General features: G+C 61.2%; 32 protein-coding genes and 1 pseudogene. 20 read left to right on the plus strand and 13 right to left on the minus strand.

Annotation, left to right across the window (positions count from 1 at the left end):
- Positions 1-96 precede the first annotated feature (96 nt).
- A complete protein-coding gene (locus KYX69_RS11455) occupies positions 97-762 on the plus strand; it encodes an NAD(P)H-dependent oxidoreductase (protein WP_300497332.1) in 666 nt (221 codons plus the stop codon).
- A 28-nt stretch (positions 763-790) separates the two neighbouring features.
- Here KYX69_RS11455 and KYX69_RS11460 read toward each other — a convergent pair whose 3' ends face one another.
- Both KYX69_RS11460 and KYX69_RS11465 read right to left on the minus strand, forming a co-directional pair.
- On the minus strand, positions 791-1,603 hold the full coding sequence (locus tag KYX69_RS11460) for an SHOCT domain-containing protein (protein ID WP_300497335.1): 813 nt from the start codon (positions 1,601-1,603) through the stop codon (positions 791-793).
- Positions 1,603-2,637 carry a hypothetical protein gene (locus tag KYX69_RS11465; RefSeq protein ID WP_300497336.1) on the minus strand — a complete coding sequence of 345 codons (1,035 nt, stop codon included), beginning with the start codon at positions 2,635-2,637 and terminating at the stop codon, positions 1,603-1,605. Before KYX69_RS11465 ends, KYX69_RS11460 begins: the two co-directional genes overlap by 1 nt.
- A gap of 208 nt (positions 2,638-2,845) precedes the next feature.
- Between KYX69_RS11465 and KYX69_RS11470 the strand changes: the two genes are divergently transcribed.
- The 5 genes from KYX69_RS11470 (at position 2,846) to KYX69_RS11490 (ending at position 8,092) form a co-directional block, all read left to right on the plus strand.
- On the plus strand, positions 2,846-4,186 hold the full coding sequence (locus KYX69_RS11470) for a hypothetical protein (protein ID WP_300497339.1): 1,341 nt from the start codon (positions 2,846-2,848) through the stop codon (positions 4,184-4,186).
- Between the two features lie 100 nt (positions 4,187-4,286).
- Positions 4,287-5,018: a hypothetical protein gene (locus KYX69_RS11475; protein WP_300497341.1), complete on the plus strand. Its 732-nt coding sequence runs from the start codon at positions 4,287-4,289 to the stop codon at positions 5,016-5,018.
- 1 nt (position 5,019) lies between these two features.
- A complete protein-coding gene (locus KYX69_RS11480; protein ID WP_300497344.1) occupies positions 5,020-6,336 on the plus strand; it encodes a hypothetical protein in 1,317 nt (438 codons plus the stop codon).
- A gap of 65 nt (positions 6,337-6,401) precedes the next feature.
- The gene (locus KYX69_RS11485; RefSeq protein WP_300497346.1) at positions 6,402-7,253 is read left to right on the plus strand and encodes a hypothetical protein; all 852 of its coding nucleotides are present in this window, start codon (positions 6,402-6,404) and stop codon (positions 7,251-7,253) included.
- Between the two features lie 290 nt (positions 7,254-7,543).
- Positions 7,544-8,092: a thermonuclease family protein gene (locus KYX69_RS11490; protein ID WP_300497348.1), complete on the plus strand. Its 549-nt coding sequence runs from the start codon at positions 7,544-7,546 to the stop codon at positions 8,090-8,092.
- A 520-nt stretch (positions 8,093-8,612) separates the two neighbouring features.
- Here KYX69_RS11490 and KYX69_RS11495 read toward each other — a convergent pair.
- A complete protein-coding gene (locus KYX69_RS11495; RefSeq protein WP_300497350.1) occupies positions 8,613-8,852 on the minus strand; it encodes a hypothetical protein in 240 nt (79 codons plus the stop codon).
- Positions 8,853-9,084: 232 nt separating this feature from the next.
- Between KYX69_RS11495 and KYX69_RS11500 the strand changes: the two are divergent.
- Positions 9,085-9,345: pseudogene (locus tag KYX69_RS11500) on the plus strand (helix-turn-helix domain-containing protein); the annotation flags it as partial.
- Between the two features lie 92 nt (positions 9,346-9,437).
- On the opposite strand, the gene KYX69_RS11505 reads toward KYX69_RS11500, so the two are convergent.
- A complete protein-coding gene (locus KYX69_RS11505) occupies positions 9,438-9,980 on the minus strand; it encodes a DUF488 family protein (protein WP_367280196.1) in 543 nt (180 codons plus the stop codon).
- Positions 9,973-10,776: a MarR family winged helix-turn-helix transcriptional regulator gene (locus KYX69_RS11510; protein WP_300497352.1), complete on the minus strand. Its 804-nt coding sequence runs from the start codon at positions 10,774-10,776 to the stop codon at positions 9,973-9,975. Before KYX69_RS11510 ends, KYX69_RS11505 begins: the two co-directional genes overlap by 8 nt.
- A 132-nt stretch (positions 10,777-10,908) precedes the next feature.
- Here KYX69_RS11510 and KYX69_RS11515 point away from each other — a divergent pair, with 132 nt between their 5' ends.
- Complete coding sequence (locus KYX69_RS11515) at positions 10,909-11,520, plus strand: uracil-DNA glycosylase family protein (protein WP_300497355.1); 612 nt, start codon at positions 10,909-10,911, stop codon at positions 11,518-11,520.
- A gap of 71 nt (positions 11,521-11,591) precedes the next feature.
- Positions 11,592-11,810 (plus strand): hypothetical protein, encoded by a 219-nt coding sequence (locus KYX69_RS11520; protein WP_300497358.1) that lies wholly within the window; start codon positions 11,592-11,594, stop codon positions 11,808-11,810.
- Between the two features lie 126 nt (positions 11,811-11,936).
- Here the strand turns inward: KYX69_RS11520 and KYX69_RS11525 are convergent, their stop codons facing one another.
- The 4 genes from KYX69_RS11525 to KYX69_RS11540 form a co-directional block, all read right to left on the minus strand.
- Entirely contained in the window at positions 11,937-12,941 is a 1,005-nt protein-coding gene (locus KYX69_RS11525; RefSeq protein WP_300497360.1) for a rod shape-determining protein, read from the minus strand.
- A gap of 66 nt (positions 12,942-13,007) precedes the next feature.
- On the minus strand, positions 13,008-13,832 hold the full coding sequence (locus KYX69_RS11530) for a uroporphyrinogen-III synthase (RefSeq protein WP_300497363.1): 825 nt from the start codon (positions 13,830-13,832) through the stop codon (positions 13,008-13,010).
- Positions 13,829-14,311 (minus strand): hypothetical protein, encoded by a 483-nt coding sequence (locus tag KYX69_RS11535; protein ID WP_300497366.1) that lies wholly within the window; start codon positions 14,309-14,311, stop codon positions 13,829-13,831. Before KYX69_RS11535 ends, KYX69_RS11530 begins: the two co-directional genes overlap by 4 nt.
- Positions 14,312-14,322: 11 nt before the next feature.
- Positions 14,323-14,520: a hypothetical protein gene (locus tag KYX69_RS11540; RefSeq protein ID WP_300497368.1), complete on the minus strand. Its 198-nt coding sequence runs from the start codon at positions 14,518-14,520 to the stop codon at positions 14,323-14,325.
- 436 nt (positions 14,521-14,956) lie between these two features.
- Here KYX69_RS11540 and KYX69_RS11545 point away from each other — a divergent pair, with 436 nt between their 5' ends.
- The 4 genes from KYX69_RS11545 (at position 14,957) to KYX69_RS11560 (ending at position 17,974) form a co-directional block, all read left to right on the plus strand.
- Positions 14,957-15,907 carry a DMT family transporter gene (locus tag KYX69_RS11545; protein ID WP_300497370.1) on the plus strand — a complete coding sequence of 317 codons (951 nt, stop codon included), beginning with the start codon at positions 14,957-14,959 and terminating at the stop codon, positions 15,905-15,907.
- 524 nt (positions 15,908-16,431) lie between these two features.
- Positions 16,432-16,881: a hypothetical protein gene (locus KYX69_RS11550; RefSeq protein ID WP_300497372.1), complete on the plus strand. Its 450-nt coding sequence runs from the start codon at positions 16,432-16,434 to the stop codon at positions 16,879-16,881.
- Positions 16,878-17,798, plus strand: coding sequence for a cation diffusion facilitator family transporter (locus KYX69_RS11555; protein WP_300497375.1), 921 nt, complete (start codon positions 16,878-16,880; stop codon positions 17,796-17,798). The genes KYX69_RS11550 and KYX69_RS11555 overlap by 4 nt, the downstream gene beginning before the upstream one ends.
- Positions 17,795-17,974 (plus strand): hypothetical protein, encoded by a 180-nt coding sequence (locus tag KYX69_RS11560; RefSeq protein WP_300497377.1) that lies wholly within the window; start codon positions 17,795-17,797, stop codon positions 17,972-17,974. Before KYX69_RS11555 ends, KYX69_RS11560 begins: the two co-directional genes overlap by 4 nt.
- A 74-nt stretch (positions 17,975-18,048) precedes the next feature.
- Here the strand turns inward: KYX69_RS11560 and rnk are convergent, their stop codons facing one another.
- Positions 18,049-18,468 (minus strand): nucleoside diphosphate kinase regulator, encoded by a 420-nt coding sequence (rnk, locus tag KYX69_RS11565; protein WP_300497379.1) that lies wholly within the window; start codon positions 18,466-18,468, stop codon positions 18,049-18,051.
- Between the two features lie 201 nt (positions 18,469-18,669).
- Positions 18,670-19,002, minus strand: coding sequence for a hypothetical protein (locus KYX69_RS11570; RefSeq protein ID WP_300497382.1), 333 nt, complete (start codon positions 19,000-19,002; stop codon positions 18,670-18,672).
- A gap of 260 nt (positions 19,003-19,262) precedes the next feature.
- Between KYX69_RS11570 and KYX69_RS11575 the strand changes: the two genes are divergently transcribed.
- Positions 19,263-19,721 carry a hypothetical protein gene (locus tag KYX69_RS11575; protein WP_300497384.1) on the plus strand — a complete coding sequence of 153 codons (459 nt, stop codon included), beginning with the start codon at positions 19,263-19,265 and terminating at the stop codon, positions 19,719-19,721.
- Here KYX69_RS11575 and KYX69_RS11580 read toward each other — a convergent pair.
- Positions 19,674-20,120, minus strand: a complete 447-nt coding sequence (locus KYX69_RS11580) for an Lrp/AsnC family transcriptional regulator (protein ID WP_367280197.1) — start codon at positions 20,118-20,120, stop codon at positions 19,674-19,676. The genes KYX69_RS11575 and KYX69_RS11580 overlap by 48 nt on opposite strands.
- Positions 20,121-20,240: 120 nt before the next feature.
- Here KYX69_RS11580 and alr point away from each other — a divergent pair, with 120 nt between their 5' ends.
- From alr to KYX69_RS11605, 5 genes are all read left to right on the plus strand, one after another.
- Positions 20,241-21,383, plus strand: a complete 1,143-nt coding sequence (gene alr / locus KYX69_RS11585) for an alanine racemase (RefSeq protein ID WP_300497386.1) — start codon at positions 20,241-20,243, stop codon at positions 21,381-21,383.
- Positions 21,380-22,636 carry a D-amino acid dehydrogenase gene (locus KYX69_RS11590; RefSeq protein WP_300497389.1) on the plus strand — a complete coding sequence of 419 codons (1,257 nt, stop codon included), beginning with the start codon at positions 21,380-21,382 and terminating at the stop codon, positions 22,634-22,636. The genes alr and KYX69_RS11590 overlap by 4 nt, the downstream gene beginning before the upstream one ends.
- A 20-nt stretch (positions 22,637-22,656) precedes the next feature.
- Positions 22,657-23,004: a RidA family protein gene (locus KYX69_RS11595; RefSeq protein WP_300497391.1), complete on the plus strand. Its 348-nt coding sequence runs from the start codon at positions 22,657-22,659 to the stop codon at positions 23,002-23,004.
- A 198-nt stretch (positions 23,005-23,202) separates the two neighbouring features.
- On the plus strand, positions 23,203-23,514 hold the full coding sequence (locus KYX69_RS11600; RefSeq protein WP_300497393.1) for a hypothetical protein: 312 nt from the start codon (positions 23,203-23,205) through the stop codon (positions 23,512-23,514).
- A 114-nt stretch (positions 23,515-23,628) separates the two neighbouring features.
- Positions 23,629-23,997: a group III truncated hemoglobin gene (locus KYX69_RS11605; RefSeq protein WP_367280198.1), complete on the plus strand. Its 369-nt coding sequence runs from the start codon at positions 23,629-23,631 to the stop codon at positions 23,995-23,997.
- Here KYX69_RS11605 and KYX69_RS11610 read toward each other — a convergent pair.
- Positions 23,962-24,897: a sigma-70 family RNA polymerase sigma factor gene (locus KYX69_RS11610; RefSeq protein WP_300497398.1), complete on the minus strand. Its 936-nt coding sequence runs from the start codon at positions 24,895-24,897 to the stop codon at positions 23,962-23,964. The genes KYX69_RS11605 and KYX69_RS11610 overlap by 36 nt on opposite strands.
- Before the next feature lie 164 nt (positions 24,898-25,061).
- Here KYX69_RS11610 and KYX69_RS11615 point away from each other — a divergent pair, with 164 nt between their 5' ends.
- Positions 25,062-25,517, plus strand: a complete 456-nt coding sequence (locus KYX69_RS11615; RefSeq protein WP_300497401.1) for a carboxymuconolactone decarboxylase family protein — start codon at positions 25,062-25,064, stop codon at positions 25,515-25,517.
- The last annotated feature ends 19 nt before the right edge of the window (positions 25,518-25,536 follow it).

The raw sequence follows: 25,536 nt of genomic DNA on the forward strand, positions 1-25,536 counted from the left end.
AACCCGTATCGGCCTGTCACCAAGCTGCTGCCCCAGAAACGGGGTGGCCGAAGAGCAATGGTCAACCACCGACACGCATCTTGTTAGGAGAATGCAATGACTGAGGGCAAATCCAGCCGCGAGATTCGACATCTGGTAGTGCTAGGTCATCCTCGCGCGGACAGCTTCAATCATGCCATTGCAAAGACCTGGTGCGAGGAAGCAGAAAAGTTCGGTCAGGTTGCCGTCGTCGACGACCTTTATCAGCGGGGTTTCGATCCAGCGCTGAAGGCGAAGGAGATGCCCGGCCCCGACTACCTTGTGCCATGGGACGTGTCCCATTCGCTTACTCAGATCGCCTCATCGGATATGCTGGTTCTCGTCTACCCGATCTGGTTCGGGATGCCGCCGGCGATCGTGAAGGGGTATGTTGATCGCGTGCTCGGCGCCAACTTCTCGGCCGAGGAGGTGAAGGCAAACCTGCCCAATCCCGAACTCAGCGGGAAACGACTGACGATCATTTCAACGTCGGCGGCTACCCGTCCGTGGCTTGAGGAGCGCGGCCAGTGGCTTGCCTTGAAGCAGGCCTTCGACACCTATCTCACTCGCGCGTTCGGCTTCGCCGACTGCCATCACGTCCATTTCGACGCGATCGTGCCGGGGCTAAAGCAGCGCTTCGTCAATGAGCATTTGGAAGTGGTGCGTCAGACGGCGCGAGAGCGCGGTGCCGTCCTTAAATACGGTAATCTCCCACCGCGCCTGATGAGGCAGCCCGACTTCTGAAGAGCCGTCTCGGAGGACGTCGGCGCTATCAGCAGCCCCAGCTGCAGCTGAGCGCGCTTCCGCCGGGCCGCCTCTCTACGCTCATGCTGCCGCCGCAGCTGTTGTAGGTGTCGGGCAGCTCCGAGTAGGATGGCGCCAGGACGGCCTTGAAGCCGAGGCGGTTCAACGTTCGCAGCAGCTTGGCAGGCTCCTCGTGGAACGTGATGGTTCGCTCATGGACACTGTCGGTCTCCGGCGGGCGATACCAGCCCGATGTGACCCGGGACAGCCGCATCCCATGCCAAGTGGCTCCTGACGGCATCCGCAGTTCGGCCGAGCCACTCCACCCGCCGTCCTTATCCTTGCCGGACTTCGAGATCAGTTTGATCGGCTCGCTGAAGGCATCGAGCTTCACGGTGTTCGGAGCACCAGATTCCATCGCTTTGTCCATCATGTCGTAGATGCCAGCCAACGTTTCGCCCGCCACGCACGTCGCCGGCGACGAAAAGACCAGGGCGTCATCGAGGACGGCTACCTTCATGGGCGCGACGACAGTCGGGGTTGAAGTGGGAGAAGGCCCCGCTGCCATCGCTGCTGGGGATCGCACCGGCGCCTGCGAACTGCCCTCTATGGGCCTTATATCGCCATTCGTGGGGGTCCATAGCCACCAGAAGGCCAAAGCGCCCATCATGGAGATCAGCACGCCGGCGACGATCATCAGAGCAGCGGGTCGGCTCGCAGAAGTTTGGTCCCGCCCCAGGACGCGGCGCTTCTCTGCCCCGAACTCCTCCTCGGTCAACGCACCCTCGGAGCGGAGGCGGCTGAGCCTTTGCAGGTCGTCGATCCGGTTATCACCCGGCATCAGAAGTTGTCCCGGTCAATCGTGGGCTTCTGTGGGCTCGACTTCTCACTTCGTTCTTTCTCGAGCTGCTTCGCATATTGATCCAGCTGGTCACTTGCGACGTCGTTGAAGAACATGAGGGTGCTGCGGCCATCTGCCGGACAATGCTTGCCGGTCAGCGAGACGTCGCCGGCAGACCAGTAGCGGACGGTGCAGGAACCGGAGACGGTGCGCTTCGACGCCCCATATTCGCCATCGAGCAGGCTGACATACCTCTCGTAGTCCGAAACAGCAGCCATGGTGTAGGTGGCCCGCAGCAGATGTCGCACGAACCCTTGGATCTCCACGCTGGTGACACCAGGCAGGCCAGTGGGGGCGGTGAGTGTCCATTCTGGGAGTGAATTGTCGAGATTCTCCGAAGACGTGACGGAGCTCCCTCGCGACTCAAACGCGGCGACGAGATCGAAGACGTCTGTTCGCAGAGGATCAGTTCCTGCGAGCTTTACACGCGTCGTCGGGTAAGTCCTTGTGCTAATGCCGAAGAGGGCCTGCGCCAAATCTGGCCCCATCTGGTCGCGGCCGAACCGCGGCCCCGAATATGCCACACCGATGCTCTGCGGACCAAGGTTGAGCAGGGTCAACGTCTTTAGAGCATGACGGAACGTGATCTGGTCTCGGTGGGATACGTTTCCCGCCTCAAACCGGCTCCCGGTTGTCACCTTGTCCTTGCCGCAGGCTCTGATTGGATCGAGCGACTGCATGCCCCAGCTTCCAATCAGCAAGCTTATCCCTTCCCCCGGAGCGCGGATCATCTTGATCTTCACCGACGCCTTCTCCCTCGGGCTGTCGCACTTCCACTCTGCATCGTGAGCGCTGTCGGTAAGACTGCGCTGACACCCGGTTGCGCCCTCGACAAGCGGGACCAAGCGCTCGAAGTCGCTTTCGGAGCTCGGAACGAGGTCGGGGATTGCGCACCAGTTGACAGCAGCCGACGCCTTGCTCGACGCGATCAGCGCCAGCGTCGCAAGCGCCAGGCCCGAAAATTTCCGCTTCATCTTTCCCCTCGCACGAGGCCGCCGCCCAACTCGATCCCATGATCTTGCTCTGCATCGGGGTTTTGCTTTCCCATTTCAATTGTCGTCGGGTCATACGCGGACGAAAGGCGCTTGGATTCGTAATGCTTCTGACGGTAGTGATCGACTCATGGGGGCATGGTCGAAGATGCGGGGGTTCTTCGATCGGAGCGAGCCGTTGCGCGCTCCGATGGACGATCCGTTCATCCAGCTGGATCGCGACGCGCTCGCTCGCGAGCTCCGACTTCGCGAACGTGGGGGCGAGCAGGGGACCTTGGAGCTGCCACCTTCCACCGCGCAGGCTCCCGATTCCGTCGAGGCTGATGTCGAGGTTCGGATCCGAGACCATTTCAAGCGGGCGCAGATCGATGCAGCCAACGCGATACGGACATACGACTCGAGGCTTGGCGGATTGGAGCTGCTGGCCAATCTGAGCTCGATCCGGACTCAGGCGAGCGTAGCGGTGGGCGACTTCAAGACCGAGGTGATCAACCGCCGCGGAAGGCTTTCGACCAGGCGCGATGCCATCCGCGACAGCTACGAGGAGCTTCGGGACTTCCGCCGCGAAAACGGTCTGCGTCGGCCTGCACATGACGTCCCACCGGACGTGGTGACCATCGGCTCCATGCTCGTATTCTGGCTGCTTGAGACCATCCTGAATTCCATGTTCCTCCGGCTGGGCGACGATATGGGCTGGATAGGCGGCGTTTTCGCCGCCGCTGCCGTCGGTGCGATCAACGTCGGAATCGCCGCAGCGGTGGGCCGCAAGGTCTGGCCACTGGTGCATCACCGCTCCGTGCCTATGCGCGCACTTGCTTGGACGGGGATCACAGCCTGGCTGGTGCTGACGGTCGTATGGAATTTGCTGGCAGGTCACTATCGCGACGCCAAAGCGCTCGGGATCGAGAGCCCGGAAACTGCGGCCTTGGGCATGCTTACCTCTTCCCTCGACAGCCTCTACTCATATGGTCTGCTCGGTCTAGGTCTTGTCTTCGCGATCGGCGCTGCAATGGCCGCCTACAAGATGGACGATCCATTCCCCGGCTATGGTCCGGTCTGGCGGCGGCACGCCGGCCGCTGCGAAGACTATGTGGCAGGTGTCGAAGACGCCTCGGCGGAGTTGCTGCACATCCGCGACGAGGCGATCGGCGAAGCCACGGACGTGCGTCTGGAGCTTGGAAGGCAGTTGAGCCAGCGGCACCAGATCCTAGCGGCGCGAGATGCCTTCCGCCGGCGCTACGAGGAGTATGTCGAACAGCTCGAAGCCACGGGGAACGCGCTGCTGCAGGAATACCGCTCCGCTAACCGCGCAAGTCGGACAACGCCCGAACCCGTGCATTTCGATCAAATCTGGAAGCTGACCTATGAGCCACTTCCGCCAGCGCCTGGTGAAGATATTCCACGTTCAGCGATCGATGCAGCCGAGCATGACCTAGAAGCGACCGTGTCCCACATCGCGCGGGCCTTCGACGAGGCCATCGACAGCTTCGAGCCGCTTGACGACCTGAAGAGGCGCATCGAGGATGGCTAGAACTCGCGACCGCAGGGCCGAACGCGGAAGAAATGGGAGCGCCAACCGCGGAGCGGCGCAATCTCGCAACGCCCTCCTCAAGATCATAGGCGTCGTTGCCGTGGTGCTGGTGATGGGCGGCGTCTATTTCACAGTGGCATCGGGTCAGCGTCAGCTGGATGATCGGCTGTGTCCTACGACGCCCGACAGCATCACGGTCCTGCTTGTGGACGTGACCGACCCCATGAACATGGCTCAGCGACAGGACTTCGAGAACCAGCTCACCAGGCTGAAGAACTCCATTCCGCGCTACGGCAAGCTCGTCGTGGCAAAGGTGGACGCGACGGGTGATCGGCTGCTCTCGCCAGTCATCACGCGCTGCAATCCGGGCACTGCCGAGGATGTCAGTTCCGCAACCGGGAACCCGGGCGCTGTGCAGAAGCAGTGGGACGAGCAATTCGACGCCCCTCTCAAACAGGCTTTCGCCCAGCTACAGCGTGCCAGCGGTGCCGATAGATCCCCCATTCTTGAAAGCATCCAGTCCGTCGCCTTGACCGAATTGCAGAGGCCGGGACTCGAGAAGATGCCAAAGCGCCTCGTGGTCGCGTCGGATCTGCTCCAAAATACTGCTGACGTCAGCTTCTATCGTGACTTGCCTGCACCAAGAAGTTTCGTCGAGAGCCCCCTATTCAGGCGGATGCGGACGGACCTCCGCGGCGTCGCGGTCGAGCTTTGGATGCTTGAGCGGCCGGACGCAGCACAGACGCAGCCGCGGTCGCTGGCGGAGCTTTGGGAGCGCATCATCGACGCCGAGGGGGGCGAGGTGCGCCGGATCTACAACGTGAGCGGATGACATGGGTCAAGGGGCGGAATTTCATCGGGATCTACTGGAGGAGCGGGGCTGGATCGATCGGTGGGGCTTCCTGCTCTTCGCATTCGGAGGCGGCGCCGCGATTCTGCTTGCCAAGTCCATCGGGCTGACCGCCATCCCGGTGGCGGCCTTCGCGGCCGTGGCGATGGTCGCGTATGCAGCAATCGTGCAGACATCCGGCACGGGACGCCTCCGCGCCGATCAGGCGGGGGACAACTGTTATTATCTCGGGCTCATCTACACGCTGATCAGTCTCGCCTACGCCATCTTCTTCTTCGATCCCGCGACGACTGCGACCACCATCGTTCAAGGATTCGGCATCGCCCTCGCCACGACAATCATGGGCTTGGTGCTTCGCGTCTTCTTCAATCAAAGCCGGGTGGATCTTGTCGAAACCGAGGACACGGCCCGCATCGAGCTTGCGGACGCTGCCGGGCGGCTGAAAGCCGAACTCCAGGCGATCACCATCAGCATGAGCGATTACGGGCGTGAGACAAGGCAGGCGCTCGAGGAGCTTCGCTCGCAGGTAGTGGAGGCGCTCGGCGACGTCCAGCAGGATGCTGCGAAATCAATGAGCGAAACGGCGACTGCCGCAGCAGAGGCAATTGGCTCTGTGGCGACGAGGGCAACGGAAGCCATGGCGGCGATGTCGAGTTCCGCTACGGAGACCGTGACCCAGCAGTCCAACGAGGCGGTCTCGCGCGGAAAGCGGATGTCCACCGCAACAGACAAGGTCGTTCAAAGCATCGAGAAGCACGCAGAAGCGATGTCAGGGATCGAGCGATCCACCGGCGCCATCAGCACGAGTCTCACAACTCTCCAGGGTGCTGCCGAACGCACCCAGGAGAACTTGGGTGAGCTTTCCCGCCGCGCGGAGCAGCTTGCCGGCGCCCACACCTCACTCGTCGCGGCCGGGGAGGACCTTCGCCAAGCCGTTGCCGATATCGCAACCCAGGTCCGGAGCTTCGATGAGACGGCTGCCCGTTTCGATAAGAACGTTACCGAACGACTGGAGCGGATCGAAGGTGCGCCAACGAAGATCGCAGGCCGCACTGCAGACGCCCTCGCGCAGGCTGCTCAGGCTATGGAGGAGCAGTTCACAGCGATAACGAAGTCTCAGGAACGTTTCGTCGATGAGTTGAAAAAGCGGACCGAAGCGGGCGTGGCCATGCTCGATCGTCACAACGCCGCACTCGAGACGGACCTCGACCGCTCGCGTGAGAACGTAGGGAAAGTTCATGCCGCGCTTGTGGAGATGACCGGGTCGCTGGTCACCCGTGTGCAGGCCTCCGAAGCGTGAGCGAACAGCAACTCGACCTTCGACAGGATAAGTCATATCGGCGAGGCCTCGTTCTAGGCCTGACGATGGCCGAAATCATGATCCTCCTGCTGTTCGTTCTCCTGATGGCCCTCGCCGCCGCCCTGCAGAACCGCGACTCCCGCATCCAAGCTCTGGATGGTGGCGGCGCGTCTCGACTCGTCGAGGAGTTGCAGCGGGCCTACCCTCAGGCGAGGAACAGCGACGACTATTTCAAGGAACTGACGCGCGCGATCGAAGCACGTCGCCAAGTCGAGGCTGCAAGCGTGGAGCGGGGCGCCGATAACCTGATGGCAGACGCCGAGGTCGGCCGTCAGGTTCGCGAGGCAGCGGCGTCCAGCGGGGTCAAGGATTCAGAGCAGTTCGTGAAGGAGGTCGTGGCAGCCTCGTCCCGGGGACGCAAAGGGCAATGGCCGCCATTCTTCAGTCTGAGCGAGGCGGGGGGCTACTTCTTCGATAGCGGCAAGGCGACCTTGCGCCCCGAGTTCGATCGCAACCTTCGCGATGAGGTGATCCCCATGCTCGCCAAGAGCGTCTCCGACTACGACGTCGATGTGGTGGAAGTAATTGGGCACACGGACGAGGTTCCGATGTCCGGCACCAGCAACCTGGATGGATCTCTCATCGCGGCTTCAGTAGGCCGAACCTCGATCGCTCAACTACGGTCCACCGACAATGCCGGGCTTGCAATGGCTCGCGCCGTCGCCGTGGTTCACGTGCTTCGCGCCGATCCGCGCCTGCGGCGCGTATCGATCCTGCCGCTGTCCGGCGCCCAGATGATCGTTCCGGTGGACCGAGTGGCCGACGGGACTGCCCGTGGTGATGATCAGCGCCGCCGCCGGATCGAGATCCGCATGCGGCGATCGACGCAGCAGGCCTCACCATCGATGAGGCGGTGAGGAATGGATCAGCTCGATCTAAATCTCGCCGCGCTAAAGGCTGCAGTGGCAGAGCGAGCCCGGCGGGCTGAAGCTCCGGCACCCATCGAGCAACCAGCCGGAGCAGCATCCTTGGTTGATTCTTCTTCAAATATTCCACCTACATTCATCGAGAGCCCAGAAACGCCACGCAGCTGGCTCGCGCGTCTGTTCGGCGGTTAGCCATGCGTCGCAGTTATGATTGCAGCCTGCGCACACGCGGATCCGGCCAGCGTAGACGATCCGGCCCGGTCACGAGCGCGTCCGAGCGCGTGCTGCTCGTCATCGCGTGCCTGGCGTTCATCGGCGTTCTGGTAATGGTTTATCACCGTGGCGAGAGGCAGCGATCCTCGTTCCAAGCCTCCCAATCGATCCAGGCAGCTGCGCGCAGTGACAAAGTGGCTCCTGCAGAAGAACCGACGATTGCTGAAATGCAGCCCGAACTCAGGAAAGCGAATGAGCGCAGCGTCGATCAAGTGGGTGAGTTCACGATCTGCCATACTGGAGGCGGACGGAACTGTGTGGTCGACGGCGATACTGTCTGGATCGAGGGCATCAAGATCCGGATAGCCGACATCGATGCGCCAGAGACGCACCCGCCCAGGTGCGATGAGGAGGCACGGCTGGGAAGCAGGGCCACTGAGCGCCTCGCCGAGTTAATGAACCTCGGCCCGTTTGATCAAATGGTCCAAGGTCGTGCGAAGGACAGGTATGGTCGCCAACTGCGGGTTCTGATGCGAGACGGGACTTCGCTAGGAGAGCAGCTTGTCGCGGAAGGTCTGGCGCGGCGCTGGGAGGGTGCGCGGCAACCGTGGTGCTGAACACACTCTCGCGATCCCTTTCTGCCCGGGTGATATCGTGCGCTATGTGGCTTGCTCATGTGCTGGACGACTCTAGCTTCAACACTGCTGATCTGTGAAGGACCACCACACCGGTTCTGCTTGCCTGGCTTAGCCCTTGCGCTCGACCCACCCGATCGGCCTTGCACCCTTCCAAACTTCGCAAACAGGGCAGTCCGGATCTTCCTTGGCCGACCTCATTGCCTGATCGTCACTGGGCGCCTCGACGTCCTTGCCCTTCACGATGCGTCGCGAAGCGTCGTCCAACTTGTATACTCGGTAGTGTCCCATGCAGTCCCCCCGGGGGAACCAATTTCAAAAAACGCTTCGGAAATCAATGATCTGGATCAGACTTGGCATCCTAGCGAATGCTCGAAGTGACAGGCGATACACCAGCTGAAGATCCAGCACGCGGCGAGCATCCGCTCGACCGCCCCCAGCTAGGTCAACTGCAATCCACTAAAAACAAAAGTTCCCATCAGCAGCACGTGCAGAGCAAGGATCAGTCTACAACCGTGATCAACTCGCGGAAGGGGATGCTGGCCAGCACCTTGCCCTGCTCGTCTGCAACGTTGATCCGGTGGCCGAGCGCAATCGACCGTCCTGCGAGAAGATGCTCGGCCATCATGGCACGCGCAGAACGTATCGCTTCCGCTCGAGCGGTGGCGAGGTCGGGATAGTCGCTGCCATCCTCGTCAGGGACATCGATGTCGTTAAACAGATGAAGGTGAAAGCGCGGCAAGCGCCCAAAATGCCGGACGTGTCCGATCGGTTGCAAGACTTGACCGAGTTTAGTGAGGGAGATGATAGCACATATTAATCCAGATCACAGCGACCCGCTTCCATTGGCGATGGCGAGGCTCGCTCGAAGGGGAGTTACTGTATTGATGACGACCTGGGTGACGGATGCGCACTGATCGTCAGTTCGCAATGCTGTCGTTTATCGAGCGACTGCGCAGACGCGCCTCGCTTATCTCGTCGGCGAGATCGCAATGCGGATGGAAAGCGCAGGACTCGGCACGCGAAACGCATTTCAGCTGACCGCCACCCAAACGCAGGTCGGCGATGCACTCGGGCTGACCTCCTCGCATGTCAATCGCACCTTCAAGGCACTGCGCACGCTTGGTCTGATTTCAATCGCCGGCAAAGCCATCAGGGTTCCCGATTGGCATGCGCTTGCTCGCGCTGGAGACTTCGACAGCAGCTACCTGAGCGTTGGGTGCGCCGTCAGCTGAGAGACGCTAATCTCGGCCTGAGCAGCGCGGCGTCGACCCGGCTGATGTCCCCTACGAGCGCCGATGCAACCACACACGGATGATTGTGAGTCCTAAGCGGGCTCCGGACCTGGATAGCGAATTTCCTGAGCAATAGCGAAAGCGCCAGGGGTCACCTTCGCTGGTGTGACCGTGTTCTCGCCCATCAGATGTAATACGGTGCGACCAGCTAGGATCAAATAATCCGCGACAATGCGGCGATGGCACCTCCACCAGACGGCCTCCGCGCACATAATCGCCGTCGGTCGCTCCGCTGCGTCCTGCAAGAGAGCGGCTAAGCCTAGCCGAAATGCCGGCGATAAAGCGTAATCCGCGTAATTGTGGAAGCTCTGGTTCCGCCACAAACCGTTGACGTAGGGTTCGACCTCAGACTTCTTCCGCAATCCGCCAAGCTCGGCGATACGCTTGTGTGCGATTTGATAAGGCTCGAGTTCAGCCGCGAGCGCATCGAGATTGTATTTCGGATTCGTGCGTGAGCGCGGCACGGTGCGAATGTCGATCACCAGCCGCACGCCACCGGCTTGCAGGAGGCTCGCAAACTCCGGGATCGTTCTGGTCGAATGTCCTATCGTATATATCGGAGGCATCTCAGGCATCGGACTGGTCCGCACGATCCAGCTTCATCAGACTGTCGCCTGCATCCAAGCCATCGATCAGTCCCTGAAGCATCGGGCGCAGCCGTGTGAGCTCTTCGCGATGCGACTGAGCTAACGAGGCGATGATCCTGGAACCCATGCGTGAGATGGAGACGTCCACTCGGCGGCCGTCAATGTCCGATTTGAAACGTGTGACGAGACCCGCGGCTTCAAGCCGGCTGAGCAGTTCGCTTGCGCTATGCGGGGCCAAAAGCATCTGTTCTGCAAGCTCCCCGACCGAGAGCTGTCGGTCGGGTGTTGCGCGCAGGGCGAGCAGCACCTGATACTGTTGCGCGGTGAGGCCTGCCTCCTCAGCCGCCTTCTCGCTAAAACGAAGAAACCGGCGCAGATCGCGCCTGAAGGCCGCTAGGACGGCGTAGTGGCTATCCGAGAATGCATCGTCGTCCAAGTAGTTGAGAACTCCAAAGTTCGAAGATCCTAAACGTTGATCGCCGGCGGTCTCGCCACTTGCAAACAAAGCGCCCAGCACGTGCATGATGTCCCATTCGTCCGGGCTCACCGGGTGCTCAACCTTGAGCGCTGTGGCGGTCGAACCACCCGCGGCTACTTCCGCGACAGCAACGGTGACACGGTGTTGCTCGCTTTCAAGCCCCACCTCCTCCCACGGACAAGCGCTCGGATGTGTTTCTCGCCATATGCGGCTTGCCAATCGGTCGATTTGAGCAGGGCTAGGCACAAGATCGCGACCGATGCAGGTGGCCAGAACCGGCCAAACCGAAGCTTCCGCGGCAGCCATAACACCCTCCTTCAGTTTGTCGCCGGGGCCGTTGTCAGCGGCCTTGATCAGCGGGATGATCCCTTCATTGCAAATTTATATCGTGATCCGATATATAGTGTGGTTCGGCGTTGAAGCAAGGTGGTGGGTCACGTGTTCGACCAAGGCAGATCGGCGGCAGGGTTAGCATCGCTCGATTTTGCGCGATTGATGGAGGAAGTTCGGGCGTGCAGTGCCTGTGAGACGAAGCTGCCGCTCGGCGCGAGGCCGATCCTTCAGCTTGCGCCGGGCGCGCGATTGCTGGTTGCAAGCCAGGCGCCCGGAACCCGCGCGCATCGAAGCGGTAAACCATTCTCGGACGCGTCGGGAGAACAGCTCCGGCGATGGATGGATGTCACGGATGCGGAATTCTACAATTCGGCGTTGGTCGCGATCCTTCCCATGGCTTTGTGCTATCCCGGTCGTGCCGACAGCGGCGACGCGCCACCCCGGCCGGAATGCGCGAAATTGTGGCGCGACCGATTGCTTCAGCAGCTTCCCGAGATCGAGCTGACCCTGCTGGTGGGCACCTACGCGCAGGATCATGTGTTGGGCGGGGGACGCATGACCGACCGCGTGCGGAACTTCGATGCTTACCTCCCAAACTATCTTCCACTGCCGCATCCATCCTGGCGCTCTCGGGGATGGATGATGCGCAATCCGTGGTTCGAGGAAGAGGTGCTTCCCGTAGTGCGCAGACGGGTCGCTCAAGTGCTCCGCCGGTGAATGGCTCCCCGCCAGTTCAAGGCGCGATCGACCTCATATGCTGAGCTCCGGCCGGACGAGGGAGGAGTGAGATGGAGGAGGAGACGGCCCGCTTCCGATGCATGGGAGACGACGACACGCCGCTGATCGTGATCGAGTTTCGGCACGCCCTGACGGTGCTAGGGAAACGCGGGCACCGCACATTTCCCGGTGCGATCCGATTGGCGCTCTCGACTGGCGAGGCGGTTCGCTACATCGCTCTGGACCTTTTTGAGGTGGTCGATACCGGTGAACTTCTCCGCCGGCTGTAATCGGCGATGCTGCGGGATCAGGGCGCGACAGCAGTGCCGGAACCGCGAGAACTCAGACCCGGGCGTGACGGGAACACCGTCGTTCCGGCCGCTCAGGCGGCAGGATCGAAAGCAGGAAGCCATCGACTAGTTCAGCACAACCGCCAATCCCCGCGCCACCGCGCGCTGCGGCGCATCCGTCACCCTGACAGCTATCCCTGTCGAGCGCTGAATACGTTCGGCCACAAGCGCAGTCAGAGCAGCACCGCCAGTCAGCGTAATCCCGTCCTCGAGGATCCCAGATACAAGGTCGGGCTGCGTTGCCGCGAAAGCGGCCCGCACGGCCGACGCAACCTCATCGGCGTGCCTCTCGACAATGGGGCGAAGCTCTTCGACGTCGAGCGCCAGGACGCGCGGCAAACCGTTCCTCATGTCCAGACCCTTGACCTCAACATGCGAGCGCCCGGGCGACATCAGCGCATCAGAGAGAGCGATTTTAGGCCCCTCGGCGGTCGACTGCCCGATGTTGAACTGCCTGCGCAGATGAAGATGGTGGATCAGAGCGGCGTCGACCGCATCCCCGCCGCCCCGCACCGATCGTGACACGCAGATTCCGCCAAGCGAGATCACGACGATGTCGGTCGTGCCCGCGCCACAGTCGACGATCATCCGGCCGCGCGCTTCAGCCACGTCCAATCCGGACCCAATGGCGGCAAGCATCGGTTCGGCGAGGAGCATCGGCTCGGGAAGCCCAGCATCGTGCGCGGCGCGTCCAAGCGCGCGACGTTCGGCCTGTGTTGCGTCCGTTGGCACGCCGATGACGACGCGGGAGGCCCGCAGTCTCCTTCTTGGCGTCAGCGGTTTCAGCGCGAACTTCAGCAGTTCGCATGTCGCCCTTACATCCACCAGGACTCCGTTTCGCAACGGCCGAACGGTTCGCAGGCGTTTGACTTCACGGCCGACTATCGGTTGCGCCTCGGCCCCGGCGGCAAACAGCTTGCCGTCGGCTCCGACCGAGCCGTCAAAGCAGCATACCGACGGCTGCTCAAACATCACGCCTCCAGCCTTATCAACGACCAGAGTGTTGGCGGTGCCGAGATCGATGGCGAAGTCCGGTTTCTTCTTTGCCCACGAGAGTGCTTCTTCGAACATTGGTCGCCTTGCGTTGAGGAGAGCGCCCAATACGGTCAACGCCCAGGGTCCGTCGAGGCCGATGGTTCAAGCGGCCGGGGGCGGATCCGTCTCCGGCCCATCATCGTCGTCAGGAAAATCCGGGTTGTCATTAGCTGGCTGCCAGGGACCGGCGGCGAACGCTTGTCTGGTTGCGGCCGAGACGGCGCGCAGCGATGCACGGCACGGCATCCTGATCACTCGGTCCTGACGCACCATTTCGATCAGCGCCGCCTCGTCGGGACGCGATGTAAAGTGCAATTGGATTCCCGGCACGTCCGTCAATCTGAGCGCGCATGCCTCCGACAGACACCAGACATTTCCTCGCCATGAGGTGCCCGCCAAGACGCGTGCGACCCGTTCCGCTGCCCGTGGTGAGTGGACCAGAATACCGTCGATCGACGGCAGCTCTGTTCTCACTTGCAGCAACCAGCGTATCGCAACGGCCTGCGCGGTGTAGACTATCCGACGTTCCACCAGATAGCCAAAGCGCCGGAGAAATCCCTTGAGGTCCCCAGCCGTTTCGCGCGCGCCAAAGTGAACGATGCGGGCAGGTGGAGCCAGGTCATTCAAGATCAGTCGTTGCAGGTCTCGAACGTCGCCACTGGCAGAACGAACGTCGGAATACCCGGCATCCCGAGCGGCGCCAGCGGTAGCGTTCCCGACCGCAAACACAGGTAAAGTCTTGTATTCCGCCCGAATGGGATGGTGCCGAACGCCGTTCATACTGGTGAATACGATGGCGTCCGGCAGCAGCTCAGGCTGCTCGGTCGAGAACGGCCGCACGCCGAGCACCGGCACGCTTACAACGTCATGCCCGAGCGCTTTCAGGCGGGTCGCCGTGGAGCGATTGTCCGGTTCGGTGCGGGTCACCCAAATGCGCATGGCTTCCCCGTCCTGAAGAGCGGCGAGATACGGCCCCGGCGAGAGAAATTTGGCGATGCGATCTTTAGCACGCGGACCTCTACCAATCGCCCTCGCTCCATCGGCCAGAGCAACGATTGACCTGGTCGGAGGCCTAACAATGCGGCTCCAAAGCGCGTTTCGACGCCAAGGCGACGTTTAGTGACGTCAGTTCCGTGCACCAGTGTCGCCTGCAGTGTTCGGCCTTGGACCGAGTAGACCACGTCGCTTCCACATTGCGCGAGCGTTCCGTCGCTTTGAGCATCAGGCATTCGCGACATCGCCAGCTTTGCCGAAAGCAGACGCGCGACGAGTTCGTCATCCATGCTCAGGACGACGCCACGCAGATAACGAGCATTGCCAGCATCGATCTCGACATCGAGATCCTTGTGAAGCGCGGTCCAGATGTGAACTAGCGAGTCGATGACGGAGGGACAGATAGCATTCACGTCTACCCTCCCTAATGAACCGTGTTGGTCGCGCTGCGACGCGCCTTTGCCAGCTCCGCAACACTGCTCGCCAATGCACGCGCGCGTGGGAAGACTTTCCTGTCCATCTCCTGGAAATCAGGATCCGAACACACGAACCTAAATCCTCCGGGAACGCGAATGGCGATCCCTACCACCCGATGGTCGGCCTCGACCACGAACCTGTCCATTTGAACCTCCGCGCACGATCGCGGCCGGACCCAAGTCGGCGCACGCGATCGGAAATCACGATTCCAGCTCGAGCTGGGGAGGGTGCCCTAGGTCAGATGCCTGCAGCTAGCAGGTTCAGCCCAGGGCAGGCAGGCGCTCGGTGCTGCTGCCGGGATGCACTTCGACGTGCCGGATCAGGACCTGCGAGGACATGTGCCAATCATGGCCCATTCAGACGCAAAGTCAAACACAGCGGGCAGCTTGCCGAGGTAAGAGAGAACCCTTTAGATAGGCCCGATGCCTTTCGTTTCATCGCGCGTGCCACTTTACCTGCGTTCGGAACGCAGTCCGACCCGCTAGCTCGCGGCCGCTGTGCGGCCGCAGCGCGCCGAACCCACTATAGGGTTCAACCAGACCAGCTTATCGAGAGGCGCGGCGAACCGCGCCGCATGCACCATGAACTCGCGATTTTTCAAAACCGAGGCCGAATCGTCCAAAAGGCGTCTCAGGCTTTGGCACTCACCCTATCTGTTGCTGACCTGCACCGCGCTTTTCTGGGCCGGCAATTCCATCGTTGCGCGTGGCGCGCGGGAATTCGTCCCGCCGGTCGCCTTGTCATTCTGGCGCTGGACACTCGCGCTGTTGATCCTCCTGCCGATTGCTTGGCCGCATCTTCGCCGCGACCTGCCCACCTTGCGCGCGTCGTGGCGAACGGTGGTTGTCCTGGGGGCGCTGGGCATTGGAGCGTTCAACACGTTACTCTACACAGGTCTTCAGACAACCACGGCCGTCAATGGTCTCCTCCTACAATCGCTACAGCCCGGCCTGATCCTGCTTCTCGGAATTCTGATTTTCTCTGAACGAGCCCGGCTTCTACAAGGCATTGGCATCCTCCTCTCGATCGCCGGTGCGCTAGTCATCATATCGAAGGGGCAGATGAGTGCTCTGCTGGCACTCAGGATGAATACGGGCGATCTCGTCATCTCTGGCGCTGTGGTGATTTGGTCGCTCTACTCGGTGCTGCTTCGCAAGCGGCCAGCCGTGCATCCACTGAGCTTCCTGGCAACAACGCTAGCAGTGGGCGTAGTCGTGGTCCTTCCGTTTTACATAGCCGAGATCGCCTCGGGCCGGTTGATCGAGGATCGATCGGAAAGCTGGATGGCGATCGCGTATGTATGTGTGTTCCCGTCCTTGATTGCTTACCTATGTTACAATCGAGGGGTCGAACTTCTCGGATCCGCGCCGGCGGGCCTCTACCTCAATATCATGCCCGTCATGGGAGCGTTGCTCGCCGCCATATTCCTTGGCGAAGCTATTCGCCCGTTCCACTTCGCTGGCGTGACACTGATCGCCGCTGGAATTGCCTGCGCAGCGATGCGCAGGGCTGGTGGGCGCGCCAGACCTTGACTTCGCAAAGGCTTAGTCCATCTTGATCGCGTCATGTCGACCGTTCGCGCCCTGATCGAAACGATCCCTGCAGGTAGCAGCACCCCACGCCTAAATCCCTAGGCGCGCAGGTCAGCGCCTAGGATCTCCGGTCGGTCGCCCCACGCGACCGCCAACTGGGCGCCGTTCGGTCACAGGCAACACTCCCTCGCCAAGCCGTGCGGCGCCCTTTCCCGGAGGGCGGCAGCCCCCGCTTGCATCAGAAAGGGATCTTCCGTGACGGAAAAGACCATCGCCTACTTCAGGCGGCGCGCTCGATATCATCTCGCCAAGTCCGCGTTGTCGGATACCGGCATCGCATTGATCCACCGGCGTTTCGCGCAACTGTATTCCGAAAGGGCCGCCAGGCTCGACGAGACTTGCGGGTCCGCGCCGACCGACGGGCGAGATACCTACCGAATCGTTGGTGCGGTCCCAGTCTGACCCGCGCATTTCGACACGCTGGGGGCGTGACCGCCACGCCCCCCGCTCAGCGAGTAGCCCCCATGAAACCTACCATCTTCGCCACGGCCTTGTTGCTCATGCTGGCCGGATGTTCAGAGATCCCGAAAGATGCAGAAGGCACCATCGACCGCGTCCGGCAGACGAAGGTGCTCCGTGCCGGAGTCATCGCGGAAGGCAATGTGCCACATAATCCGTCGCTTGATCGACTCGTGGGCTTGGTGGCCGCGGACACTGGAAGCCGTCCCGACATCGTGCGAGGCTCGACGGAGACGCTGCTGCCCATGATCGAGCGAGGCGATCTCGACCTCGTCGTCGGCGAGCTCGCGCGCGATACGCCTTGGGCCACCCGTGTTGCCATCATGCCTTCGCCAGAGCAGATGAAGTCGAAAGATGGCGATCCACAACCGGTAGCTGTAGTCCGCAACGGGGAGAATGCTTGGATTGCGCTCATCCACCCGCGTGCGATGTTCCTGACGCGAGTAGCGAAGTGATCGACCGTCTTCCCGAATATGTCCGCCGCGACTTGCAACACGCGCGAAGTTTAGAATGGTGGACACTCGCCTGGATGTCCTCGGTTGTTTTCGTCATGTGGCTGGTGATGGGTTCCAGCCAAGCGATGAAGACCGCGCTGATCGAAGACGTGCTCAGCCTCGTCCCAGCCATCGTCTTCCTGGTGGCGCTGCACTTCGAGCGCAAGGACGCGACCCGAGCATTTCCCTTCGGCTTTCACCGCGTCCAGAGCCTATCATCGCTGATCGCAGCGGTGGCTCTATGCTCCGTCGGCGCAATTCTAGTGTTCGACTCGCTGACATCGCTAGTCGCGCGCGAGCATCCGACCATGCCGCCTGTGCGCATTCTTGGCCATGAGATATGGCAAGGCTGGGTCATGATCGCGGCTCTCGTTTACTCGGTCGTGCCACCGATGATCTTGGGCAGGATGAAGCAGCCGATCGCGCGCCGTCTCGAAGACGAGGTGCTCGATACGGACGCCATGATGCAGAAGGCTGACTGGATGACGGGGCTGGCAGGCATCGCCGGCGTCCTCGGCGTAGCGTTTGGACTCTGGTGGGCGGACGCCGCTGCTGCTGCCTTTATCTCGTTCAGCATACTCAAGGACGGCATCACGTCACTACGCGTCGCTACAGCCGAGCTCGTCGATGGCACTCCGCGGAGGCTCGGGAAGGTCGAACTGGCACATGACGCAAGAGCGCTAAAGGCAACGCTTGAGCGCATGTATCCTGGATCATCCGTCCGTCTTCGCGCGACAGGCCGATTTATTCATGCCGAAGTGCACGGAGCAGTCCCTACTCAACCGCTGGAGCTGGCTGAAATATGGCCCGGCGATCCAGGCAAGTCGTGGCGCTTGGCTCAAGTGAGCTTCGTGCCCGGTGAGGGGGACAAAGCGTGAGCGAGACCCCGATTATCGAGCGCGCCATCCAACTGGCTAAGGAAGGAGGGTGCAGGGACATTCCCGACCTGGAGCGAGAGCTCGCCGCCGAAGGCTACGCGTCGATCTCCGCCTACCTAAGCGGCACCTCGCTTCGGAAGCAATTACGCCAGCTGATGAAGAGTCATGCCATCTAACAATCAGCCGCGCCAGGCGAGTGAGAGTGCCGGTCGGCTGAGGAAGGATCCAATTCCGAACCGGCACTTTTCAGTCATGCAGCTGCTGCTGACTTCTGAATGACCTTCTTGATCACGAGCGTTCGCTCATGGCCCTCGCGATCGGGCCAAAGGATCGACTGACCCTCTCGCAATCCAATAAGCCCCGCTCCGACAGGGGTTAGGATCGACACCTTGCCTGCAGAAATGTCAGCGTCCGGCGGGAAGACCAGCTGGACTGTGCGGCGTGCACCGGTTCCTTCGTCCACGAATTCAACGGACGAACCCATCGTGACGACATCGACGGGGATGGTCGCTGCGCTGTGCAACCGAGCGCGCGAAGTTTCCCGGATCAACATCTCGCAAACTTGCGGAAGCCGGTCCTCGACGCTGAGTGCAAGGTCGGACAACTTGTCCGCCTCCTCTTCAATCATATGGATTTGCGGCCGCTTGGATGCCGCCTTTGTAGCGCTCATGATAAAATCTCCGGGATTGCCGACGCCAGATTGAGCGCCGAGCCGATGTGTCGTGATGCGAGGGGCCCCGAGCTCTTCGGGACATGCCTTGGGAGAGCCCGGGGCTACATGCCCGCGAGGAGTTGGCCTGCGTGGAGGCGGCGTCGGAGATGGCGCACGCGGAGCTTCATCGTCCCAAGATGTGCCTGCGGCCACCGCATGTCAAACGCCATCTCGACCACTTGCACCAACTGCTCGCGCGACCCAGCGGCAGAAACGCTGCGACATCAAAACGACGAGGAGCCAAAAACTTAGCGAGCCCAAAAAGGAGCCGGCGCGGAAGTTATCCTCTACTCCGATCTTGTGGATGACCGATGTATTCGGGTTGTCCGCCAGGAACGGTGCAGGCCATCCACCTACCTCGCGCGGTAACCAATTCTGCTCCAAAGGTCCTTCGAATCCATACATAGCGCGCTCGTCTGTGGACGGATTGATCCAGATCGTAGCGATCGTGATCAAGAGCGCGACAATGACGGACAGCAGCAGCCTCAGCATGGATGGCTAATTCCTTGTGGTTTCATGACGATGCAGCACGATACTTGCTTATATTCCCGGCAGGGCTAACCTTAGCGGCATGACATGCGGGTTCCACCAAGGCACGGATCATCCCCTCAAATTCGGCGGCTGACGCCGGGCGCGTTCGATCCCGCGTTCGGCTAACGGTCGCGATCTGAACGGACACCGTAGATCGCCAGTGGGCGGAGAGGGCGCTTTTGCCCTGATCGAGCCGCCGGAGGTTTTTCCGGAGTCATAAAATGTCATCCCGCATCAGTCGGCGGACATCCTTGCTGCAACCGCGGCGTAAGAAGGCGCGCCGTCGGCATAATGAATTCGGCATCAGCGCCGCCGCCTATCCGGACGGCCGCATCGCTGTTCTCCTCGCACGATATCCCGAGCTATCGCACACCGACTTCCGGGAGGTGCTCGCCTTCGTTCGAAAAGCTACACCGAAACAGCTTCGGCGGCTTCGGTCCAGTGACGTTGTTCGCAGCAAGCTTGACCAGTTCCTGTGCGACCACCAAATCGTTCCCGCTCGGCGACTGATCAATTCCGCCCAAATAGCCGTCGCCATCATCACGATCATTTTGCTGTGCTGGCTTTTCTGGGAACACCGACCACAACCGCTCTCACCTCGCGCCAGTGCGGCAGTTTTGACCTATGCGGCTTCAGGCCTTGCGATGGCTCCTCATAGCAAAGCTGGAGTTGATCCTTGAAACGCCAGGAAGCCGTGACAGCACGTCACGATGGAAAAGCGCATAGTCCTCCATGTCGGAAACACGCAGACGAAGCATGTAGTCTCCAGCGCCGCTCAGCAGATACCATTCCCGGATCTCGGCATGCTTGCGCATTGCCGCTTCAAAACGAGTCAGATACTCCTCCGTTTGCCTTTCCAGCTCAACCTGCACGACCGCATCGATCCCTTCGTCCGGGTCGCCGCCCGAGATGATTGCCGTGTATCCGCGGATCACGCCGCTGCGCTCGAGAAGCTTCAATCTTCTGAGGCAAGCTGATTCAGAGAGACCCACCTCTTTGGCCAACGCGCTGTTCGTGACGCGCGCATTCAAACGGAGTTGGTTCAATATCCTGCGGTCGAGACTATCGATTGCGATCAACGCGTGTTTCCCCAGATTGTCGCAGATTATGCGGCTGTGCGTTCAAAATAGCAGGCTTCTACGCAGAATCGATCACAAAACTACATCTGCTTCGTCCAGACTGGCTGCGGGGAGGAAGTAATGAACATGACTGGTTGCCCAACGTTCTCAAGCCAGCTCGTCATCGATCTGAGCGCCTTGCGTGCGAATTATCGCGTGCTGCGCGACGATGTGTCGCCGGCGGAGTGCGCGGCCGTCGTCAAAGCCGATGCTTACGGTCTTGGCGCTCGACCAGTCGTGTCTGCACTGTATCTCGAAGGGTGCCGCACGTTCTTTGTCGCCCAGTTATGCGAAGCGCTGGATTTGCACCCAACGTTGCCGGTGAATTGCACCATATTCATCCTGAACGGTCTTGATCCTGGAGGTGAGGCTGCCTGTGCAAACGCCGGGTTTGTGCCCGTGCTCAATTCGCGCGTGCAGATTGAACGGTGGCGATCCGAGGCACGGCGGCGCGGCGTCGCGTTGCCCTCGGCGATTCAAATCGAAACCGGGATGTCGCGCCTGGGCATATCGGAGCCCGTGGTTGAGCAACTAGCTGAGGATCCCTCATTGCCCGAGGAGCTCGCTCTGAGACTGGTGCTAACACACCTGGCGTGTGCCGACGAACCTCGCCTCCCGGTCAACGAGGATCAACTGCGCCGCTTTAGCAAAGTCGCCGACAGATTCCCCGGTGTCCCGCGTTCCATCGCAAACAGCTGCGGAACATTCCTATCCGGGGCTTACCATCTCGAGCTGGTCCGTCCGGGCATCGCGCTCTACGGCGTTCCGCCGCAGTCCGAGTGCCTGGGCATCATGCCGGTCGTGAGCCTTCGCAGCCGGATCCTCCAAATTCGGCAACTTCCTGGCGGCAGCGCGGTCGGCTACGGCCACACTTACGCAACGCCAGGTCCTCGGCGGGTCGCGACCATTGGTGTCGGTTACGCCGATGGATGGCCCCGCCGCCTTGGGAACGTCGGCGCCGCCTGGTTCCGTGACACCCGGTTACCCATCATTGGAAGGATATCGATGGACAGCATGGCCATCGACATCTCGGCTGTCGAATTCGGCGAGCTTCATGAAGGGGACTTCGTTGACCTCATTGGTCCAATGCAGTCCCTTGAGGATGTAGCGGGCGACGCAGAAACGATCCCCTACGAGATCCTGACGCAACTGGGGCCTCGCCACGCGCGCGTCTACCTCGATGGTAATACCAGCGCCATGCCGACACCGGGAGACGGACGTTGAAAGCTGTCATATTGGGAGCTGGCGTGATTGGCGTTACTGCGGCGCACTATCTGCGTCGAGCAGGGCATGAGGTGACCGTGATCGACCGCCAGCCTGGCGCGGCACTCGAGACGAGCTTTGCCAATGCCGGCGAAGTCTCGCCGGGCTATGCGTCTCCATGGGCAGCCCCGGGCATCCCAATGAAAGCGATCCGCTGGCTGATGATGCGGCACGCTCCGCTTATTGTCCGGCCCGCAGCCGATCTGGCCATGGTCACTTGGCTGGCTGCGATGCTCCGCAACTGCACGGAGGCCAGATATGCGCTGAACAAGAGCCGCATGGTTCGCCTAGCCGAGTTCAGCCGTGACGAGCTCGTTCACATTCGTGCTTCTCTGGGCATCGCGTATGACGAGCGATCGCGCGGGACGTTGCAACTTTTCCGGACAGCCAAGCAGTTGGACGCAAGTGGCAAAGACGTGGAAGTGCTCAGGTCATACGGTGTGCCGTTCGAGCTGCTGGACAGGCAAGGGTGCGTCGCTGCCGAACCAGGTCTAGCCGCTGCGCGAGATCGTATCGCGGGCGGGCTGCGCCTTCCCAACGACGAGACGGGCGACTGCCACCTCTTTACCACGCGTCTTGCGGAGCGGCTTGCGAATGCAGGCGTCGAATTCAGTTACTCGACGGAGATCCTTGGCCTTGAAGAAGAGCACGGCTCAATCAGCGGTGTGCGCACGAGAAAAGGTGTAATCCGCGGCGATACATACCTTCTTGCTCTCGGCAGCCATTCGCCGTTGCTCGCACGCCAAGTTGGTGTCCGGCTCCCCATCTACCCGGTCAAAGGCTATTCCATTACCCTGCCCGTGGCCGACCCAGACTCCGCGCCCGTGTCGACGTTGCTGGACGAGACATACAAGATCGCCATCACCCGATTGGGCAAGCGGATCCGCGTCGGCGGTATGGCGGAAATCTCAGGCTTTGATCGCTCACTCCCGTCGCGGCGCGAGACAACGCTGCTGCATTGTGTGCGTGATCTGTTTCCTTCAGCCGCTCAGGATGGTCCAACGAACTTCTGGAGCGGCTTGCGCCCCATGACGCCTGATGGGCCACCCATTATCGGCCGCACGCGGCTGCCCAATCTGTTTCTGAACACAGGCCATGGCACCCTCGGATGGACAATGGCATGCGGCTCCGCCGCGGTCGCTGCCGCCGTGATGACTGGAGAGCGACCAGCGATCGACATCGCCGGGCTCGGCCTCGACCGTTACTCAAACTGACTGCACGAAAGGAACACCAGATGTCGATCAAACGCTTTGAGAGCGGAGCAAGGATGAGCCAGGCGGTTATCCATGGCGGGATCGTCTATCTCGCAGGCCAGATCGGAGAACCCGGTGAAGATGCCGCTACGCAGACCCGCGCCGTTCTCGCCTCGATCGACCGTCTTCTGAGCGAGGCCGGCACTGATCGTAGCCGGCTGCTGCAAGCGACCATCTGGCTCGCCGACATGGCAGACTTCGCTGCGATGAACGAAGTGTGGGAAGAGTGGCTCGGAGGCGAGAACGCACCCGCGCGTGCCACTGGCGAGGTCAAGCTCGCAACTCCCGACTATAAGGTCGAGATCATCGTCACCGCTGCTCTGCCCTGACCAGCACCGCCGCAGTTTATTGAACTGACGGCCGTCGCAAGCCAGGGTGGCAGCGTATTCATGCTTTTGGATCATCCTCTGAAATTCGGCCGGTAAGCCGGACGCGCACCGGCCGCGCGTCCGGCAAGTCGCGCCATCTCATTTGGCTGAAACGCGCACGCGGGGCCGGCCCGCTGGATCTGATCCGGAACCAACGATATGACCGAACCCGTTCTCGCCCACCAGCGGCCGTTCAACCCTGCGACTGCTCAATTCATGAATAAATTACGGCTCTATCCCAACCTGACGGCCGTCGACGTCGATGAAATGATTGCCCTATACCGGGGTCTCAGCCTTGTTGAGATCAACCTGATTGCTGCCGACGTAAACAGGCCCAAGCAGTTCGATACGTTCGTCGATGATCATTACGACCGGTTGCACGGCAAATGGAGCGACCATGTTCCGGGTGTTCTCGGCGTGATCGGTCCACTGGTGGTGATCGCAGCGCTATTATGGGCGACGGTTCGCTGAAGGTTTTCGCCGACGGGCTTGCTAGTGCGGGAACGGAGGTGTCGAACTCGATGGAAGTGTAACTTGATCGCCCACCGACGAAGGTCGAGGGTAGGGGGCACGGAGATGTCAGGCATGATCACAGAAGAAGATATCTCCCGCCTCATTCCAGCGTTCTACGAGCGGGTCCGCGCCGACCCGCAGCTCGGTCCAATCTTCAATGCCGCCGTTGACGACTGGCCACACCACCTAGAACGCCTTAAGGCGTTCTGGTCCTCGGTGATCCTCTCGACCGGGCGCTACAAGGGACAACCGATGGTTGTTCATTTGCGGCATGAGCAGGCAATGACGGCTCAAAATTTCACGCGCTGGCTCAACATGTGGCGTGAAACCACATCAGACATTCTTTCAGCCGACGCCGCAGCCATATTTCAGGAAAAGGCAAACGTAATTGCCGAGAGCCTTCAACTAGGGGTGCAATTCCATCGGGCTCGTATTGCCTAGCGCCTTGCCCGTCAAATGGCTCAACTTGTCGGGGTTGCGAACGATGTAGATCCTTGCGATCTTGCCGTCGCATATATCCAGGGCCGTAGTCTGCACGATGCCACGATCGACGCTGATGTAACCGGGCAGACCATCGATTTGCGCTGTGCGCAGCAATTGAGCGGTCGGCGCGTTCTTGCGCCGCAGGCCAGCGAACAAACGCAGCGCGCGATCAGCTCCACGAATGACGTTGCGGAAGGCCAATACCTTGCCGCCGCCGTCCGAGTGTATCTCGACATCTTGTGCAAGCAGCGATGCAAGCGAAGCAGTATCGCCATCGCGCGCGGCAACGAAGAACGCCTGCGTGATCCGGTCCGCCTCTGCTGCCTCGACGCTGAAACGCCGCCGGGCGGCTTGGACATGCTTTCGCGCGCGCGAAGCCAGTTGGCGCACCGCCGCTGGTTCGCGGTTGAGCGTGACAGCGACGTCGCTCAACGCGACGTCGAATACGTCGTGGAGCAGGAAGGCCGCACGTTCTAGCGGGGACAGGCGTTCCATGGCGAGCATGAGCGTGACCGTGATATCGTCCGCGATGGTCTCCTCCGGGTCTATCGAACCCACCAGCGGGTCAGGCAGCCACGGTCCGATATACGTCTCGCGGCGCGAGCGAGCGGACTTGAGGCGGTCGAGGCATAGACGCGTGACTATGCGGGTCAGGTAAGCGGCCGGGGAGTCGATCCCACCATCCGTCTGCTCCCATCTTAGCCACGCATCCTGCACGACATCCTCGGCTTCGCTGAACGAACCGAGCATCCGATACGCTAAGCGAACAAGACGCTTCCGTTCGCTCTGGAAGTCCGCAAGACGCGACCCCGGTCGGACCGTTGCTCCTGGCGTCTCCACGCTGCCCACTCTCGCCATCTCGCGTTGCTCCTCTGGTTGCGTCCTGATCTGACGAGCCAGCCGGGCACTGTGTGACATGACCGGCGGCGATGCGAAAATTATGGACGGCGTGTCACATCGCGGAAGCCCGCCTCGTCAGTGCAGCGAGCGTCGATTGGACGCTGCTACAAAAGGACGATGACATGGATGAGATCAAGCGGCTGGTCTGGCACGAAGTGGCCCCGAAAGGCGCGCAGGCGCTGTTCGGCGTGCACCACTATATCACGACCGGCACCAATCTGGCCGAGGAGATGATCCATCTCGTGTTCCTGCGCATATCGCAGATCAACGGCTGCGCGCATTGCATCGATCTGCACACGCGAGACCTCCTCAAGACGATGCCTCTCGACAAGGTGGTGCTGCTGCCAGTCTGGGCTGAGGTGCCCCACCTGTTCGATCCGCGATATCGGGCAGCGTTGGCCTGGGCCGAGGAAGTCACGCGTGTCAGCGAGACCCATGCCTCGGACGAGGCCTATGCCGCCGCAGCCGCGGCATTTGAGCCGCGCGACCTGGTCGATCTGACCATCGCTATCGCCGCGATGAATGCCTTCAATCGCCTTGGTGCGCCGTTCCGGCTGCCGGTCAAAGCCAAACCCTGACCCGCTCAAACAGAATGGA

This window comes from Sphingomonas sp. (assembly GCF_030145815.1).
In the GTDB taxonomy this organism is placed as follows: domain Bacteria; phylum Pseudomonadota; class Alphaproteobacteria; order Sphingomonadales; family Sphingomonadaceae; genus Sphingomonas.

Excerpts from the sequence above, each read along its gene's own strand:
- KYX69_RS11455 (WP_300497332.1), top strand. The coding sequence starts at position 97 with ATGACTGAGGGCAAATCCAGCCGCGAGATTCGACATCTGGTAGTGCTA.
- KYX69_RS11460 (WP_300497335.1), bottom strand. The coding sequence starts at position 1,603 with ATGCCGGGTGATAACCGGATCGACGACCTGCAAAGGCTCAGCCGCCTC.
- KYX69_RS11465 (WP_300497336.1), bottom strand. The coding sequence starts at position 2,637 with ATGAAGCGGAAATTTTCGGGCCTGGCGCTTGCGACGCTGGCGCTGATC.
- KYX69_RS11470 (WP_300497339.1), top strand. The coding sequence starts at position 2,846 with ATGGACGATCCGTTCATCCAGCTGGATCGCGACGCGCTCGCTCGCGAG.
- KYX69_RS11480 (WP_300497344.1), top strand. The coding sequence starts at position 5,020 with ATGGGTCAAGGGGCGGAATTTCATCGGGATCTACTGGAGGAGCGGGGC.
- KYX69_RS11485 (WP_300497346.1), top strand. The coding sequence starts at position 6,402 with ATGGCCGAAATCATGATCCTCCTGCTGTTCGTTCTCCTGATGGCCCTC.
- KYX69_RS11505 (WP_367280196.1), bottom strand. The coding sequence starts at position 9,980 with ATGCCTGAGATGCCTCCGATATATACGATAGGACATTCGACCAGAACG.
- KYX69_RS11510 (WP_300497352.1), bottom strand. The coding sequence starts at position 10,776 with ATGGCTGCCGCGGAAGCTTCGGTTTGGCCGGTTCTGGCCACCTGCATC.
- KYX69_RS11520 (WP_300497358.1), top strand. The coding sequence starts at position 11,592 with ATGGAGGAGGAGACGGCCCGCTTCCGATGCATGGGAGACGACGACACG.
- KYX69_RS11525 (WP_300497360.1), bottom strand. The coding sequence starts at position 12,941 with ATGTTCGAAGAAGCACTCTCGTGGGCAAAGAAGAAACCGGACTTCGCC.
- KYX69_RS11540 (WP_300497368.1), bottom strand. The coding sequence starts at position 14,520 with ATGGACAGGTTCGTGGTCGAGGCCGACCATCGGGTGGTAGGGATCGCC.
- KYX69_RS11545 (WP_300497370.1), top strand. The coding sequence starts at position 14,957 with ATGAACTCGCGATTTTTCAAAACCGAGGCCGAATCGTCCAAAAGGCGT.
- KYX69_RS11550 (WP_300497372.1), top strand. The coding sequence starts at position 16,432 with ATGAAACCTACCATCTTCGCCACGGCCTTGTTGCTCATGCTGGCCGGA.
- rnk (WP_300497379.1), bottom strand. The coding sequence starts at position 18,468 with ATGAGCGCTACAAAGGCGGCATCCAAGCGGCCGCAAATCCATATGATT.
- KYX69_RS11570 (WP_300497382.1), bottom strand. The coding sequence starts at position 19,002 with ATGCTGAGGCTGCTGCTGTCCGTCATTGTCGCGCTCTTGATCACGATC.
- KYX69_RS11575 (WP_300497384.1), top strand. The coding sequence starts at position 19,263 with ATGTCATCCCGCATCAGTCGGCGGACATCCTTGCTGCAACCGCGGCGT.
- alr (WP_300497386.1), top strand. The coding sequence starts at position 20,241 with ATGAACATGACTGGTTGCCCAACGTTCTCAAGCCAGCTCGTCATCGAT.
- KYX69_RS11595 (WP_300497391.1), top strand. The coding sequence starts at position 22,657 with ATGTCGATCAAACGCTTTGAGAGCGGAGCAAGGATGAGCCAGGCGGTT.
- KYX69_RS11600 (WP_300497393.1), top strand. The coding sequence starts at position 23,203 with ATGACCGAACCCGTTCTCGCCCACCAGCGGCCGTTCAACCCTGCGACT.
- KYX69_RS11605 (WP_367280198.1), top strand. The coding sequence starts at position 23,629 with ATGATCACAGAAGAAGATATCTCCCGCCTCATTCCAGCGTTCTACGAG.
- KYX69_RS11610 (WP_300497398.1), bottom strand. The coding sequence starts at position 24,897 with ATGGCGAGAGTGGGCAGCGTGGAGACGCCAGGAGCAACGGTCCGACCG.
- KYX69_RS11615 (WP_300497401.1), top strand. The coding sequence starts at position 25,062 with ATGGATGAGATCAAGCGGCTGGTCTGGCACGAAGTGGCCCCGAAAGGC.